This is a genomic window from Arthrobacter sp. 9MFCol3.1, assembly GCF_000620385.1.
Taxonomy (GTDB): Bacteria; Actinomycetota; Actinomycetes; order Actinomycetales; family Micrococcaceae; genus Arthrobacter.
The window spans coordinates 258,246-273,838 of the sequence record NZ_JIBJ01000003.1; the positions used below are offsets into that span (position 1 = coordinate 258,246).

A 15,593-nucleotide genomic window follows, 5' to 3' on the forward strand; every position below is an offset into this window, starting at 1 on the left:
AGTTGTAAATGGCGTCGGGGTTGCGGGTGAGGCAGTCGATGCGTTGCGTCATCCGGTCCCGCTGCTCCCCCTCTTCACCACTGGACCTTGTCGTGGGAATGCACGGGCGTGGACCCGGGCCAGGGCCTCGACTCCGAGGCCCCCAGCGGCCCCGCACGCCACGGCCGCGAGCAACAACCCGCCGGGTGGACGGGAAAGCAGGAAGAATTCCTGCACGAGCGGGACGTTGAGCGAGACCAGCAGGGAGGCGGTCATGGCCAACACCACGGCCAGGCGCGCCGCGTTGAGGGGGCGCGACACAGCCGAGAGGATCCACAGTCCGACCATGGACAGCGTCAGCACAGAGGCGCTGCTGACTTGTTCGGACGTAGCCGTGCCGGCCAGCGGCGCGAATGCGTTCAGTGTGAGCAGGGAAGCCGTGACGATCAGTCCGGCGGGGACGGAGAACCATAGGGACCGGCGCAGGAATCCGGGCTGATAGCGGCGCGGGTTCGGCATGAGCGCCAAGAAGAAGGCCGGGATTCCGATCGTCAGGCCGTCCGTGAAGGATAGCTGGCGGGGAAGAAAGGGAAACGTCCACTGCAGGAGCCCGAAGGTCACCGCGATGGCTGTCGCATAGACCGTTTTGCTGAGGAAGAGGCTGGAGACCCGCTCAATATTGGCGATGACCTGCCGGCCCTCAGCGAGCACTCCGGGAAGCCGGTCGAAGCGGCCGTCGAGCAATACCAGGCGCGCGACTGCCTTGGTGGCGGGCGCCGCGGAGTCCATGGCGATGCCAAGGTCGGCCGTCTTGAGCGCGAGGGCATCGTTGACGCCGTCGCCGGTCATGGCCACAGTATGTCCCCGGCGCTGGAGCGCCTCGACCATCGCCCTCTTCTGGGCTGGCGTCACTCGGCCAAACACCATGTTTGATTCCATCACCTCCTCCAGATGCAGCGGGTCCTCCGGCAGTGAGCGTGCGTCGAAGCCCTCCGTGACCTCCAGGCCAACCCTGCGGGCAATGGCGGCAACGGTGCGGGGATCGTCGCCGGAAATGATCTTCAACCCGACCCCCTCGGTCCGGAAGAACTCGAGGGTCTGCCGGGCATCGGAGCGCGGCTGTTCCCGGAAGGTCAGCAGCGCCACAGGGTGGAGCGACGCCGGCAGCTGCTCCGCCTTCCCATTGGCTGGCAACTGATCCGCGCCGGCCAGGAGCAGGGTCCGCAGCCCTGATGCGGCCAGTTCGCCGGCCTGGCGCAAGACGTCGCTCTGGCGCGGTACTGCGCCGTCGGGCGCCGGGATCGACGGCTTCAGATGTGCGGCTGCGTCGTCGCCCTGCACAAGCATCATTTCCGGTGCTCCGAGAATCCAGGTGCGCGCACCGCGGGCGCTCCCGTTGAAGCTGACTCCGCTCCACTTCCGGGCGGAGGAGAACGGCACGGACCGGACGGGTTGAAGGCCGCCGTCATCCTCAAAGGCCGTGCTCAGGCAGCGTGCCGTGGCGTTTGCTTCGGGTTCGGCGCCAAACCATGCGAGGGCCTGCTCCCATCCCGGTTGCGGCGCCAGCGGGTGAACCGCGTCGAAGACCAGCCCTCCTTCTGTGAGAGTGCCTGTCTTGTCCATGCACAGTACGTCCACGCGTGCCAGTCCCTCGACAGCCGCGAGTTCCTGGATCAGTACGTTGTGTTTAGCCAGCCGGAGTCCGCCCACGGCGAAGGCCACGCTCGTCAGCAGCACTAGTCCCAGCGGGACTATCGCGATCATGCTGGCAATGAGTCCCACGAGCGCGGGGGTCCAGTCCCCGGTGGAAATGGCGGTCTGCCAGCCGCCGCGCGCCTGGATCTCGCCGTTGAGCACGAGGAGGGCCACGGGCAGCAGGATCCAGGATATCCAGCGCATTACACGGTTGAGGCTGTTGCGGATCTCGGAGTTCACCAGTGAGAAGCGTCGCGCATCTGCCGTCAGCCGGCTCGCGAACGACGCCGATCCGACCCGGACAACCTGGGCGTTGCCGTGGCCGGCCACGACGATCGATCCGGAGAGTACTTCCGTCCCCGCATCCTTGCCCACCGGGTCTGCTTCGCCCGTGAGGAGCGATTCGTCCACCTCCAGGCCGGACGACTCCAGTACGGCAGCGTCAGCAGTGATCTGATCCCCGGCCCGCAACGCCAGGAGGTCATCTTTTACGACGTCGGCCGTGGCGATGTCGTGGATCTGACCCTCGCGCAACACCCGCGCGAGCGGGGCGTTGAGGACAGCCAGCCGGTCCAAGGACTTCTTCGCCCTGTATTCCTCGACGACGCCGATCACGGCATTGCTGACAGCAGCGAGGCCGAACAGGGCATCCCGCCATTGCCCCAGGAGCAACAGCAGCAGGAAGCTCGTGCCGACGATTGCGTTGAAGAGCGTGAAGACGTTGGCCCGGAAGATCTGCCACAGGCTCCGGCTAGTGGTGTCCAGCACGCGGTTGGTGAGCCCGCGCTCGACCCGCGTAGCCACCTCCCCCTGCGTCAGCCCCTTGGCGGCCGGCCGGCGTTTGGTGGCCGGGGACGCACGCCGATGCAGAAAGGCTCGTCTCCTGCGCCGGCGGTATGCCTTCACCCTCCGATGGTATCCGCCGTAGTGCCACAATGTGACGCACTGCTGCTTTCATCAACTCCGCGGTGGAATTCCCGCAGGAATCTCAATGATGTTGTCAACGGATGCTGGTGTGCCGGTTATGGCGCGCCGGCCGGTGGCGGCCGGGACCGGCGCAGATCAGCGGCTGCGTCCGGGTCCGCACCTCCGAACAGGACCTGGCAACGCCGCGCAAGACACGCAGGGGTCAGGGCGGCCACAAGGACTCGATCACAGTGATCACGGCGTGACCGGCAGGAACAGGAACCGCCGGGACTATACGAAGTCGCCGGCTGTCCGGGGCCGGCGGCAACCTGGTCCTCACCAAAAACTCGATCGGCTCGCCCCGCCTACCCGGTGCTCGAGAACATCATCGAGGTCATGACGAAACTTCCAAGGTGTTCCGGCGGCCGACCGGGACGATCAGGAGAATTTGATCCCCAAGTCTCAGCAAGTCATGCAGTTCCAAGCGCTCCCGGCCATGAAGGAGTAGGCAGCAACACCGCTGTCCAAGCCACGACAAGGAGCCCCAGAACAGCCGCCACCAACAAAAGATGGGCCCCGCCTAAGCCCGAAGCCCGAAGTGTGTACTTTGTACAGGCCCCAAGATTGGCTAGTTCAGAGCGTTGCGGACCGCCCCGGGCCGCCGGCCTTCTGAGCTTCGCGCCCAGGGACAGTGGGTCCCTTCCGGGGCCAACCAAGCCACGCCACAGGCCAAGTCCACAGCCGGCACCCCGACGTAGCGTGAGTCCGCTACGCCCGTGCCCGCAACGCAAATCCTTGGAGTGATCAGGAGTTCAAGGGACCGTGCTACCTCAACGAAGGGTCCGCGTGGACGGATACGCTGCCTCTTTGCAGGAGGTCAGGAAAGTTGTGTTCGGATCCGAGGCGGACAGCTCGCAAAATTCTCCTGCAGTTGCATCGGCGCCAGGGGGCCGTGATCACGTGACGGACCCTCGCCTAACGAGTTCGACGCTGATCCGCTGCGGCTTCTTTCCCTCCAGAGGCGCCTAACAGCGCTCGGCATCCTTATTGCGCCGGGCTGAAGTTGCTTAGCGCGTAATCGAGGACAACTGAGAAGTCGTCAGCCTCTACGGCGTCGACGTAGCGCGCGTGGGGCAGCGGATCGCAGCGGAAGGTGTGCGGGTACCCAAGGTAGGGCGACCAAATCGTGGCCACCGGCCTGCCGTAGTTGTCGACGGCCATCCACTCCCCCTTCGCGGTCCGGCGGCCCTGTCCGAGGTGGGCTGACGCCGGGCTGGTAAAGGTGTCGCGGTCAGGAAATGCGCCGCTTGGGGTTGCAGTCATTTTGTTGTCTCCGTCCTTCGATGGCCTGCTACGCGTTGAACTGCAGTGAGATGAACTGCCGGCTCGGGTCGTGGGGCCCGGCCGATGGTGCCCTCCGCTGCGGCGGCTTGCGGCCGCCGCAGGGGAAGCATTCGATTTTTCCTAGGCTGAAACGCGGTCGGCGTACACGGAGGCCCGGTGTTCCTCCAGCGTTGCGGGGTCGTTGATGGCGTCTCGAGGGTCGTCGAGGTCGCGGCCGATGGTTTCGGGGGTGAAGAACGTCGCCACGATGGTGACGAGAGTCAGCAGGCACAGGTAGCCGGCGATTGGCAGCCATGCGCCCGATCCGGCTTCGGGGACGCCGGGACCGCCATCCCCCGCTATCACCAGGGAAATGATCCAGGCACCAATCAGCGGTGCAATGCCGCCGGAGATGACGGCGGAGATCTCTCGGGCGACGGAAACGCCGAGGTACCGCTGACGGGCGCTGAAGAGTTCTGACATAAATGCACTCTGTGCGCCGAACATGCCCCACGTGCCGATGCCGAGACCGAGGGAGAGTACGACGATGGTCTGGACCGTGTCTCCGAGGCTCAGCACGTACCAGATGGGGAAAGCGGCGAGGAGCTGGAAGATGGCGAATGCGCGGTAGGTCTTGACGCGTCCGAAGTGGTCGGAGAGCTTGCCGGCGATCGGAACGACGAGGGCGCCCAGGGCAGCGGCGAAGACGAGCGACAACGCGCCGATCGGCCCCTTTACGCCTACCGCTGCGCTGGTGACGTAGGCGATGGCGAGTGCCTGGTAGATCGAGGACGAGCCGTTCTCCGCGAGGCGGAGTCCGATGCCGCGCAGAAGGGTTGGGCGGGAGGTTTTGAGCAGCGTCGCCAGGGGCTTGTCAACGATCATCTCGTGGGCCTCGAGCTTGGTGAATGTTGGGGATTCTTTGAGCTTCAGGCGGATAAAGATGGCGACGATGAGGATGGCCGCGCTGGCGATGAAGGGGGTGCGCCACAGCCAGGTGTCGGTGATCTTGGTCGTCTGGTTGGCATTGAGGAGGAGGAAGTAGACCAGCGCAGCAGTGACCGTTCCGACCTGGACTCCCAGGAACGGGAGGGAGGCGTAGAAGCCGCGTTCCTTCCGCGGGGCGTACTCGGTCATGAGAATGGACGCGCCGGCCATTTCGGCCCCCGCACCCAGGCCCTGGAGCAGCCGCAGCACGATGAGCAGGATCGGCGCGAGGATGCCGATTCCCCCGCCGTACCAGTCGCCTGAAGAGCCGTTGTACGTCGGCAGGAAGCCGATCAGCGTGCTGGCCCCGCCCATAAGAGTGATAGTTGCGAGCAGCACAAATTTGCGTCCCACCCGGTCGCCGAGGCGACCGAAGATGATTCCGCCCAGCGGCCGCACTGCGAAGCCCAGGAAGTAGGTCCCGAAGCTCAGGATCAGACCCGTTGAGGGGTTGGTCCCGGGGAAGAACAGGGGGCCGAAAACCAGGGCCGAAGCCAAGCTGTAGAGCGCGAAGTCGTAGTACTCCAAGGCGCTGCCCAAGGAACTTGCCCAGGCTGCACGGAGCAGGTCCGTGCGGGTCACCCCGGTGGCCGGGGCGTCCCTAACGTCGTCGTTAATTGACATCGTAAATTACCTATCGTGAATGGCAAAGATCTTCTTGCCGGTGAGACCGCTGACGGTCCCGTGAGTTGTCAGGTACGCGCTGGAGCGGCTGCTTGCTGAAGTGCTGCTGCCCCGTCGAGGAAGGCATTCGCCGTATGGACCGCCATCAGGGGGCCAGGTAGTGTTCGCTGCAGCTTGCGTCAACTTTATCGAGTCTAGTAGATCGATGCAATAGATTTTTTAGAAAAAGCGTAAGTTAATGATCTTTGCGACGGGATATTGTCGAAATTTCCCTATTTGTTCCGCGGCTTATGATTGATAGATCGATCTACCAATGAGAGTCACACGATGTGCGGGCCTGCCATCAGGGCGCGCTGGTGCCTTGTGTCCGGGAACTGCGGAGGATGTCCCGAAGGCTTGCGACGGTGACGTTTTCAAGTGAGTTGACGAAGTGGCGGCCGGGCCCGGGGGAAGGCTGGACAACTCCGGGGACTACGACGACTTCCATGCCTGCGGCTTGGGCGCTCGTGGTGCCGCTTACCGAGTCCTCCACGGCGACGCAGTTTGAGGGGTGGACGCTGAGGAGTTCTGCTGCGGCCAGGTAGGGGGCTGGGTGAGGCTTGCCCTGCGGAACGGCATCCCCGGCGACCACAGCATGAAAGGTCCCGATGGGCGCGGCAGATGCCACACGCATAGCGACGGGGCTGAAGGCCATGGTGACCAGGGCAGATGGAATACGCGCGGCGGCGAGTTCGGCCAGGATCGTTTCCGCGCCCGGGAGCCATGGAATGCCCCCTTCCAGCTTTGCCACGACGCGTTCGAGGAGGTCGTTGATGATCTCCTCCGCGGAGAGGGAAACACCGCGTTCCTGCAGGATCGTCGCCGTGACCGGCATGGCCTGCCCCACAGTTGCGCGGGCGTCCTGCGTGGTCCAGTCGAGGCCGTACTTTCGCGCAATTTCACCCTGCGCGGCCAGCCAGTACGGCTCCGTGTCGACAAGGGTTCCGTCCATGTCCCACAGGACCGCTTGAAGTTCGAGTTCGGTTCCTGCGGGCATGGCGCCATCCGTTCCGTGGGGTCCGGCCCTGGAGCCGGTTTCTGCGTTTGCTGTGATGATATTCCTCGCCAACTGCGAGGTTCGACCCTGCCGGAGCTGGAGGGGATTTGGCGGGCGGGCGTCAGGTCGCCGCGTTCGTTCCTGAAACGGATGCAAGAAGCTCGCGGACGGCTGCGGCTCCGGCGTCGGAAGAGAAGTCGGAGCTCAGTCCGACGACGCTTGCCCCGGCGGAGAGGTACGTGGGGGCGGTAGCCGCTTTCATCCCTCCGGTGGCGACGAACTGCATGTCAGGGAAGGGTCCCTTCATGGCTTTGACCCAGTCGGGGCCGAGGACCGAGGCGGGGAAAGCTTTGAGCCAGGTGAGGCCGAAGGCCTTGGCGCGGAGGACTTCGCTCGCGGTGGCCACGCCCGGCAGATGCGGGATGCCGCGGCGGATGCTCTCCTGGATGATTCCTTCATCCAGGCCCGGGGAGACCGTGAACGAGGCGTTGGCGGATGCCGCGGCGTCCAGTTGATCGATTCTGATGATGGTGCCGGCGCCTACCGCCACGCCGCGCTCGGCGGCGGCGCTGGCCACTGCTGCGAGCGTGGGGACGGCCTCGGGTGTTTCGATGGTGACTTCGACATGCTGGACGCCTGCGTCCCATGCCCGGGTAGCGGAGCGTACCGCCTCCCCGGGGGTGAGGCCTCGGAGTACGGCAATGACCGGAATCCGGAAGAAATCGTCGTCGAACCAGTCGTTGAGCAAGGTGTGTGCCAAGGTGTTCTCTTTCAGATGGTGTACCAGATGGTGCTGTGGGGTGGTGTTCCCCACGCTTGCCGGTGCTGTCAGCCCACGCCGGCGCGGTGCTGTTCGGGGTCGTAGTTGCGGGGTCTGGTTCCGTGGCCGGGGCGGTAGTCGGCGCGCGTGCCCAGCGTCCAGGCGGCAAAGGAATGGCCCAGGGCGAGCCGATCTTCGGGTTTGTCACCGCGCAGGAGGCCTGCCAGATATCCGGCTGCGAACGCGTCGCCCGCACCCACAGGCTCGACCACCTGGACCCGGTGCGCTGGCACCCGGTAAACGCGTTCAGCCTGGTCTTGTTCCCGGACAAATTCGACAGCTTCGATTGCCGAATCCTTGATGACCAGATGGCGCGGACCCGGGAGGAGAGCGGAAACCTCTTCGGCGGTGCTGCAGCCCCAGAGGGTTTCTGCTTCATCGAGGCCGACGAGAACGACCGCTGCCCTGCCGGCAAGTTCCAGCAGACGCGGCCCGGCCACGCCGACGCCCCACAGGGCGGGGCGGTAGTTGACGTCGAAGGAGACCTTGTAGCCGTTGGCGCCGGCCCGGTCGAGGAGGTGCTCGGTCAATGCCGAGCAACTGTCCGAGAGGGCGGGATTGATGCCGCTGGTGTGGATCCAGCCGGTCTGCTCGAGCGGCCATGTCCCGGCATCCTCCGGTGTCATGGCCGAGGCCGCTGATCCGGCCCGGTAGTAGAGCGTTCTGGCACCCTGGCCCAGGTCGGGGTCTTTGAAGTACACCCCTGTGGGGGCTGTGCTGTCGCGGGTGACGAAGCTGACGTCCACGCCCCGGGCGGCCAGGCCGGCCAGGATCCGTTCACCGAAGGGGTCCCGGCCGAGACGGCTGGCCCATCCGGTCCGGTATCCGAATTCGGCCAGGTGCGCGGCGACGTTGGATTCTGCTCCACCGTATCCGAGAAGGCATTCTTCGGCTTCGCTCAGTGGCTCGGGATTTGCCGGGGTGACCATGGCCATGGTTTCTCCGACGCAGAGCATGTCCAACATCATTTGACGGCTCCTGCGGTGAGGCCGCCGACGAAGAACTTGCCCAGGACGAGGTAGAGCAGGACGGTGGGTGCGGCGACGAGGACCGCGCCGGCCATCAGTTCGGAGTAGTTAACGGTGGTGGTTCCGATGAGGTTGTTCAGGGTCACGGTGGCCGGCCATGCGGCCGGGGAGGCGAGGATGAACCCGAAGAGGAAGTCGTTCCAGATGTTGGTGCACTGGAAGATTCCGGCGACAACGAAGCCGGGAATGGAGAGTGGGAGCATGACGCGGAAGTAGGTTTTCCAGATCCCTGCGCCGTCGATGGCCGCCGCTTCGATGATGGCGGTGGGAATGCCCTCATAGTAGTTGCGGAAGATCAGGGTGGTGATCGGGATGCCATAGATGATGTGGACCAGGATCAGCCCGATGATGCTTCCCTGGAGGTGCAGCATGTTCAGGAATTGGAAGACCGGGATGATGACGGCCTGGAACGGGATGAACATCCCGACCAGCAGGACGGTGAAGAGGGCGTTGGACCCTCTGAACGGGAACTTGGCGAGGATGTAGCCGTTGATCGAGCCAAGGAGGCAGGAGATCAGGGCCGCCGGGATGGTGATCTGCAGGGAGTTCGTCAGGGAACCGTGGAGTTTCGTCCAGGCGCCCTTGAACGCGTCCAGGCTGGGTGCGTCGGGGAAGGCGAGGAAGAAGTTCGGGGCCCCGCTGCTTCCGGACAAGGCTGTGGCGATGATGACATAGACGGGCACGAGCATTCCCAGGGTGGCGATGGAGCAGACTGCCAGGATGATCCATCCGCCTGCAGTCTTGGGGATGCTCCAAGACCTGACCTTGGCGGCGCGTTTCGTTTGGCGTCCTCGCGGCCTGTGGGCTGGGTGGGACGTGGTCGGTTCGAGGGTTTCGACGGCCATTTCTATGCCTTTCGCTCTTTCCGGTATCCGCGTACGAGGTAGGGGACGATCACCATGAGGGTCAGCAGGAGGAGGATGATCGCCATTGCGGAGGCTTTGTCGTAACGGCTGGTGAGGTAGTTGTAGATGTAGATGCCGGGAACGTCTGTGACGAATCCGGGTCCGGAGCCTGACACGGCGACCACGAGGTCGAAGATTTTCAGGGCCACGTGAAGCAGGAGCACGAAGCACGTGATGGTGGAGGGCCACAGCTGGGGCAGCACGATGAAGCGCAGGCGCTGCCAGAGGTTGGCGCCGTCGACATTGGCGGCTTCGAGGTGTTCTTCCGGGATGGAGGCAAGGCCGGCGAGATACATTGCCATGGCGAAGCCGACCAGCTGCCAGGCTGCGGCAAAAATGATGGGCAGCAGTGCCACCGGGATGCCGAGCTGGACCTTCAGGAAGTCCGTACCGGAGGGATCGTTCAGCGCCCCCAGGATGGTGGGGTCTGTGGTCCAACCTGGCGGATTCTCGATCCCCATGTTCCGCAGGATTTCGTTGACACCGGTGGAGGGGGCAAAGATCCAGCGCCAGGCTACACCGGTGACGATGAAGGACAGCGCGTAGGGCAGGAGGAAGACCGTGCGGAACAGACCTTTGCCGACTGCGACGTGGTGGATAAAGAGGGCTGCGACGAGTCCGCCGAGGATGGCCAGGACCAGGAAGATGATGGTGAAGATCACCACGTTGCGGATGTCGGCCTGGAAGCGTTGTTCCTGGACCAGCTCGCCGTAGGTGGCCCCCAGCGGCTGGCGGAGGCCCAGATTCGGGCTGGTGCCGATCTTCCAGTTGGAGAGGGAGATGTAGGCGGTGATGCCGATGAAGACGTAGACGAAGAGGAAGCTGACCAGCAGGCTGGGGGCGAAGATCCACGCCGCCCGGCGGGCTGTTTTGACGTTGTGGGGTACTTGTTTCCTGGACCGGGGGTCGGGGTCCACCGGCGTTGGCTGTGCTGTTGCTGTTGTCATGTGAGTACTGATCCTGTCCGGGGGTGTGGCTGCAGTAAGCCGCAGCCACACCCTTTGCGGCTTGGTTGGCTGACCGGCTGTTACAGCTGGGTCTTCTGCGCCTGCGCCATGCTGGCGATGAAGGCATCGGCGTTTCCGCTGCCGTTGAATGTGGAAACAGCGTCAGCGTAGGTCTGGGCGAATTCGGCCCCTGCGGCCTGGGCATGGGCCAGGGAGGAAACAACCTTGGCGGAGGCGAAGCTCTTGGCGGCCTCCTGCTGGTATTCGGACAGCCCGGAGATGTCGGCGGACTTCACCGCTGGGATGGAGCCTTTCTTGGCCGCGAAGTCAGTCTGGACCTTGGGATCCATCAGGGTCTTCAGCCAGGCGTTGGCCGCGTCCGCGTGCGGGATGTTGTTCGCGGGAATGGAGAAGCCGTCACCGACGTAGTCGAAGATATCCTCCTTGCCGGGGAAGGTCACCCAGGCGAAGTCGGTGCCGGGCTTCTTCCCGGCGTTGACCAGCTCGCCGTAGGCCCAGTCCCCCATGAGGTTGACGGCGCAGGCACCACTGGCCATCTTCTTCGCCGCTTCATCCCAGGTGATGGCGGAGTGGTCCTTGTTGGCAAGGGACAGAATGGCCTTGTAGTCCTCCAGCGCCTGCTTCACCTCGGGGGAGTCAAAGGAGTACTCGTTGGTGAAGAGCTTCTTCCAGTTATCCGCACCTGCCCGGGACATGATGAGGGATTCCAGCAGCTGGGCTGAGGCGAAGATGTCCTTATCCCCCAGGCACACCGGGGTGGCGCCGCTGGCCTGGACCTGCTTCAGGCTGGTGATCAGCCCGTCGACGCCGGCAGCGGCGTCGATCTTGACGTTGGCCTTGGAGAGCACGGCCGGGTTGGTCCACAGGACGTTGCCGCGGTGCACGCCGATCGGGACGGTGTAGTACTTGCCGTCTACCTGCTGGGCTTCGGCCACGTCCTTGGGCATCTGGGATGCCCAATCGTTCTGCGTCCAGAGATCCGTCAGATCCGCGACCTGGCCGCCGTCCACGTAGCTCTTGAGCTGTCCAGCGGGGTGCACCTGCCAGGAATCCGGGGGGCTGCCGGCCTGAAGCCGCGCGGCCAGGGCTTGCCGCGCGTTGGCGCCGCCGCCGCCGGATACTGCGGCGTTGTCCACGGACAGGCCAGGCTTGGCTTCCTTCACGCCGTCAATCAGAACATTCAGGGCGTCGGCCTCCGAGCCGGAGGTCCACCAGGAGGTGATTTCCAGCTTGTCCGAGCCGCTGCCGGTGGAGCTTCCGGCCGGCTGGTTGGCGGCACATCCGGTTACTGCAATGAGGCCTGCCGCCGTAGTTACGGCCAGCGAGGTCTTGAGCTTGCTTGGTGTAGGCATGACTACTCTCCTTTGGGTTGTCAGACGCCGGATATGGCCCGGCTAGAGCCTGCGTTGTGGTCCAGATTACAGACGCTAGTAGATCGATGCAATAGTTTCTTACGAAATCCCCAGTATTCGATCGGCCAAGCAGGCCACCCCACGAGGCATAGCCCCAAATTCCCCTAGAAATGAAGTGGATGAGCTGGTAGATTTTTATTAGATCGGTCTACCAAAGGCCAGCGAACCGTGATAGAAATGTTGAATAAAGCCGGAAGGAGGTGCACAAGCAATGAAAAAAGTGACTCTGAATGACGTGAGTAGGGTTGCAGGGGTGTCTCGATCTACTGCGTCTCTGGTCCTGCGGGGAAGCTCGCGGATTCCGGAGGCGACCTCGGACCGTGTCCGGCTGGCGATGGCAGAACTGGGCTACGTCTACAACCGGCATGCGGCCAACATGCGGCGCAGCGAGTCCATGACGCTCGGGTTGATCGCGACCGACATCCGCAACCCCTACTTTGCCGGGCTGACCATGGCCATCGAGGAGGCCGCCCACGCGGCCGGATACACCCTGTTTGTCGGATACAGCCGGGATGACGTGGAGCGCCAGCACCTGCAGCTGGAGACCATGGTGCAGCAGCAGGTCGACGGCATCTTGTTGCTGCCGGCCACGGGATCGGAACTGGGTCCTGTCTGCGGCATCATCGACCGGTCCTCCGTCCCGGTACTGCAGCTTGCCCGCTATTTCTCCGAAGAACTGGACTACGTCGGACCCGACAACATTGCCGCGGGCCAGCAGCTGGCCCGGCACGTGTCCTCCCTGGGGGCCGCGTCCGCGATCCTGATTGGCGGCCCCGAGCACTCGTCGGCCCGCACGGAACGCATTATGGGCCTGGAATCAGGATTCACCGGAAGCAGCGTGGTTTTCGATGCATCCCTCTCGGCCGCCACCACCACGAACAATGCTGCCGGCGGATCCGAGGGCGTGGCCCGGGTGCTGGACCAGGGCATCTGGCCGGACTGCATCATCGCCTACAGCGACGCGGTCGCGATCGGAATCTACGCCGAATTGCGCCGGCGGAATCTTGAACCCTGCCGGGACATCTCCGTGGCCAGCTTTGACGACATTGCCATGGCCGAGTTGCTGCTGCCGCCGCTGACGTCCGTGTCCACGTATCCCGAACTGATCGGACGCAAGGCAGCAGAGCTGCTGCTGAGCCGAATCCGTGACCCGACGCTGGATCCGCAGCGCTCCCTCATCGAACCGGCCCTGAAAGTCAGGGCTTCCACCGCCCAATGGCGACCCCGAACTTAGGAGAAACACCATGCCAGCACTGAAATGGGGCCTGATCGGCGCCAGTGATATCGCTGCCACCCGGGTCATCGGCGCGATCCGTGCCAGCGGCGGCGACGTTGCCGGCGTCGTCAGCGGATCGGCAGAGCGGGCCAGCGACTTCGCCGCGAGCCACGGCCTGGCCCGCAACACCGCCGACCTGGACGAGCTGCTGGGCTGGGACATTGACGCCGTCTACATCTCGTCCACCAATGCCTTGCACTTCGACCAGGCAACCAGGGCACTGAGAGCCGGGAAGCACGTCCTGTGCGAGAAACCTCTCGCCCTGGAGGCCGGGCAGGCCGAGACGATGGTCAAGCTCGCAGAGGAAACCGGCCTCGTTCTCGCCGCCAACCACCACCTGCCCGGCAGCCCCCTGCACGCCAAAGCCCGTGAACTCGTCGCCGCCGGAACCATCGGCACCGTCCTCTCGGCCAAAGTTGCGCACGCCGTTCTGCTGCCCGAACGGTTGCGCGGCTGGCGGCTGGGGCAAGAGACCCCCGGGAGCGGCGTCATCCTGGACATCACCTGCCACGACGCGTCGGTCCTGAACCCCTTGCTGGGCACACCCGTTGCCGTCACCGCGCTGGCCGTCCGGCAAGCCGGATGGAACACCGGAGGCCAGGCAGACGCCGCCATGACCGTCATCCGCTATGAAAACGACGGCCAGGCGCCGGTTTTGGCCCAGACCCATGACTCCTTCACCGTCGGATACGCCGGGACCAGCCTGGAAGTCCACGGCACGGACGGCACCATCCAGATCATCGACGCCATGACCCAGGACACCAAGGGACAGCTGGTCCTCACGACCGGATCCGGCGTCAGGAGCGTCGACGTCGACTGCTCGGAAGATCTCTACGTGATCGGCCTGCGGGCCTTCACCGCCGCCGTCGAAGGCACCGGGGCCCCGACAGCCACCGGCCGGGACGGCCTGATGGCCCTCAAGGTCGCCCTGGCAGCCCAGGAATCCGCAATGTCCGGACGCACCGTCCACCTCAACTAACAGCCAGAAAGAACACCATGCAGAAAGTACAGATCCTCTCGGCCCGCGAGGCAGCGGACCTCATCAACGACGACGACATCATCACCGTCAGCTCCTCCAGCGCCCTGGGCTGCCCGGACAGCGTCCTCTCAGGCATCGGTCAGCGCTTCGAGGAAACCTCCCACCCCACCAACCTGACCTCAGTGCACCCGATCGCCGCCGGCGACATGTACGGCGTGAAGGGCATCGACCACATCGCCCGCCCGGGCCTGCTGCGCAAGGTCATCGCCGGCTCCTACCCCTCCGGCCCCTCCAGCGCCGAACCGCCCAGGATCTGGCAGATGATTGAACGCGACGAGGTGGAAGCCTACAACTTTCCCTCCGGCGTTATCTACCAGATGCACCGCACCGCCGCCGCGAAGCAGCCCGGCGTCTTCACCCAGGTGGGGCTCGACACCTTCATCGACCCCCGCCTGCAGGGCGGCCGCATGAACGATGCCACCCCGGCCGCCCATGTCGAAACCGCCACCGTGGCCGGGCAGGAATGGCTCTTCTTCCCCTCGGTCATCCCCAACGTGGCCATCATCCGCGCCACCACCGCCGATGAGTACGGCAACCTGACCTTCGAGGACGAAGGCTCCCCCCTTGGGGCCCTGGACCTGGCCTACGCCGCGCACAACAACGGAGGCGTCGTCGTAGCCCAGGTCAAGCGCCTGGCCGAAGCCGGGAGCCTGCACCCGCAGCGCGTCTTGGTCCCCGGAATCCTCGTGGACGCCGTCGTGATCGCCGAAGACCAGCTGCAGACCACCCTGACCCCCAACGACCCCGCGATCTCCGGGCAGCTGCGCCGGCCCCTGAGCTCGCTCCCCCACATCGGGTTCTCCCTGGAAAAAATCACCGCCCGCCGCGCCGCGCAGGAACTCAAAGCCGGCGAGATCGTCAACCTCGGCTTCGGCGTCTCCGCCCTCGTCCCCCACGTCCTGGTCGAAGAAAACCAGGGCCGCGAAGTCAGCTGGGTCATCGAACAGGGAGCTGTCGGCGGTATCCCGCTGCTGGACTTCGCCTTCGGTTGCGCCCAGAACCCGGACGCGATCATGCCCAGCATCGACCAGTTCACCCTCCTGCAGGGCGGGGGCTTCCACCGATCGCTCCTGTCATTCCTGGAGATCGACCGGCACGGCAACGTCAACGTCCACCACCTGCCCAAGAAGCGCCACGTAACCGCGGGCGTCGGAGGCTTCGCCGACATCACCTCTTCGGCCCCGGAGATCATCTTCATGGGCGCCTTCACCGCCGGACGCCGGGATATCGCCGCCGGAGAGAACGGCCTGGACATCCGCGCCGACGGGCCCTTCACCAAGCTCGTCAACGACGTCTCCGCCGTCACGTTCTCCGGACCCCGTGCCCTGGCCCGCGGTCAAAAGGTCAAATACATCACCGAACGCGCGGTGCTGGAACTGACCGCGGAGGGCCTCGTGGTCACCGAAATTGCCCCCGGCGTCGACCTGCAAAAGGACGTCCTGGACCGCTGTGAATTCCCGCTTATCGTCTCCGAGGACCTGCGCACCATGGACCTCGCCCTCTTCGCCGACGCCCCCGTTGGCCTTCACCTTCCAACGCTGCCGCTGCACGAGCGGGTCGAACAGCGCACCCCTTCACTGGCCGCGCACTGACGC

12 protein-coding genes are annotated in these 15,593 nt (G+C 64.7%); 3 read left to right on the plus strand and 9 right to left on the minus strand.

What is annotated here, in order from left to right:
* Nucleotides 1-48: 48 nt before the first annotated feature.
* From C560_RS0101250 to C560_RS0101295, 9 genes are all read right to left on the minus strand, one after another.
* Nucleotides 49-2,478 carry an HAD-IC family P-type ATPase gene (locus C560_RS0101250; protein ID WP_043422237.1) on the minus strand — a complete coding sequence of 810 codons (2,430 nt, stop codon included), beginning with the start codon at nt 2,476-2,478 and terminating at the stop codon, nt 49-51.
* Between the two features lie 1,146 nt (nt 2,479-3,624).
* A complete protein-coding gene (locus C560_RS0101260; RefSeq protein ID WP_026536826.1) occupies nt 3,625-3,903 on the minus strand; it encodes a hypothetical protein in 279 nt (92 codons plus the stop codon).
* Between the two features lie 141 nt (nt 3,904-4,044).
* Nucleotides 4,045-5,514 carry an MFS transporter gene (locus C560_RS0101265; protein ID WP_026536827.1) on the minus strand — a complete coding sequence of 490 codons (1,470 nt, stop codon included), beginning with the start codon at nt 5,512-5,514 and terminating at the stop codon, nt 4,045-4,047.
* A 343-nt stretch (nt 5,515-5,857) separates the two neighbouring features.
* Nucleotides 5,858-6,550 carry an HAD family hydrolase gene (locus tag C560_RS0101270; protein ID WP_026536828.1) on the minus strand — a complete coding sequence of 231 codons (693 nt, stop codon included), beginning with the start codon at nt 6,548-6,550 and terminating at the stop codon, nt 5,858-5,860.
* Between the two features lie 121 nt (nt 6,551-6,671).
* Nucleotides 6,672-7,310: a bifunctional 4-hydroxy-2-oxoglutarate aldolase/2-dehydro-3-deoxy-phosphogluconate aldolase gene (locus tag C560_RS0101275; RefSeq protein ID WP_051532934.1), complete on the minus strand. Its 639-nt coding sequence runs from the start codon at nt 7,308-7,310 to the stop codon at nt 6,672-6,674.
* A gap of 68 nt (nt 7,311-7,378) precedes the next feature.
* On the minus strand, nt 7,379-8,338 hold the full coding sequence (locus C560_RS20925) for a sugar kinase (protein ID WP_155855700.1): 960 nt from the start codon (nt 8,336-8,338) through the stop codon (nt 7,379-7,381).
* A complete protein-coding gene (locus C560_RS0101285) occupies nt 8,335-9,243 on the minus strand; it encodes a carbohydrate ABC transporter permease (protein WP_081801576.1) in 909 nt (302 codons plus the stop codon). The genes C560_RS20925 and C560_RS0101285 overlap by 4 nt, the downstream gene beginning before the upstream one ends.
* A 2-nt stretch (nt 9,244-9,245) precedes the next feature.
* Nucleotides 9,246-10,250, minus strand: a complete 1,005-nt coding sequence (locus tag C560_RS0101290; RefSeq protein ID WP_026536831.1) for a carbohydrate ABC transporter permease — start codon at nt 10,248-10,250, stop codon at nt 9,246-9,248.
* 80 nt (nt 10,251-10,330) lie between these two features.
* Entirely contained in the window at nt 10,331-11,623 is a 1,293-nt protein-coding gene (locus C560_RS0101295; RefSeq protein ID WP_026536832.1) for an ABC transporter substrate-binding protein, read from the minus strand.
* Nucleotides 11,624-11,894: 271 nt separating this feature from the next.
* Between C560_RS0101295 and C560_RS0101300 the strand changes: the two genes are divergently transcribed.
* From C560_RS0101300 to C560_RS0101310, 3 genes are read left to right on the plus strand one after another with little or no spacing between them, the layout of a single operon-like run.
* Complete coding sequence (locus tag C560_RS0101300) at nt 11,895-12,917, plus strand: LacI family DNA-binding transcriptional regulator (RefSeq protein ID WP_026536833.1); 1,023 nt, start codon at nt 11,895-11,897, stop codon at nt 12,915-12,917.
* 10 nt (nt 12,918-12,927) lie between these two features.
* Nucleotides 12,928-13,938, plus strand: coding sequence for a Gfo/Idh/MocA family protein (locus C560_RS0101305; protein ID WP_043422239.1), 1,011 nt, complete (start codon nt 12,928-12,930; stop codon nt 13,936-13,938).
* A 17-nt stretch (nt 13,939-13,955) separates the two neighbouring features.
* Complete coding sequence (locus tag C560_RS0101310; RefSeq protein WP_026536835.1) at nt 13,956-15,590, plus strand: acyl CoA:acetate/3-ketoacid CoA transferase; 1,635 nt, start codon at nt 13,956-13,958, stop codon at nt 15,588-15,590.
* The last annotated feature ends 3 nt before the right edge of the window (nt 15,591-15,593 follow it).

What these genes read in the sequence shown, in the direction of transcription:
- C560_RS0101260 (WP_026536826.1), bottom strand. Translation starts at nt 3,903, where the DNA reads ATGACTGCAACCCCAAGCGGCGCATTTCCTGACCGCGACACCTTTACC.
- C560_RS0101265 (WP_026536827.1), bottom strand. Translation starts at nt 5,514, where the DNA reads ATGTCAATTAACGACGACGTTAGGGACGCCCCGGCCACCGGGGTGACC.
- C560_RS0101270 (WP_026536828.1), bottom strand. Translation starts at nt 6,550, where the DNA reads ATGCCCGCAGGAACCGAACTCGAACTTCAAGCGGTCCTGTGGGACATG.
- C560_RS20925 (WP_155855700.1), bottom strand. Translation starts at nt 8,338, where the DNA reads ATGATGTTGGACATGCTCTGCGTCGGAGAAACCATGGCCATGGTCACC.
- C560_RS0101285 (WP_081801576.1), bottom strand. Translation starts at nt 9,243, where the DNA reads ATGGCCGTCGAAACCCTCGAACCGACCACGTCCCACCCAGCCCACAGG.
- C560_RS0101290 (WP_026536831.1), bottom strand. Translation starts at nt 10,250, where the DNA reads ATGACAACAGCAACAGCACAGCCAACGCCGGTGGACCCCGACCCCCGG.
- C560_RS0101295 (WP_026536832.1), bottom strand. Translation starts at nt 11,623, where the DNA reads ATGCCTACACCAAGCAAGCTCAAGACCTCGCTGGCCGTAACTACGGCG.
- C560_RS0101300 (WP_026536833.1), top strand. Translation starts at nt 11,895, where the DNA reads ATGAAAAAAGTGACTCTGAATGACGTGAGTAGGGTTGCAGGGGTGTCT.
- C560_RS0101305 (WP_043422239.1), top strand. Translation starts at nt 12,928, where the DNA reads ATGCCAGCACTGAAATGGGGCCTGATCGGCGCCAGTGATATCGCTGCC.
- C560_RS0101310 (WP_026536835.1), top strand. Translation starts at nt 13,956, where the DNA reads ATGCAGAAAGTACAGATCCTCTCGGCCCGCGAGGCAGCGGACCTCATC.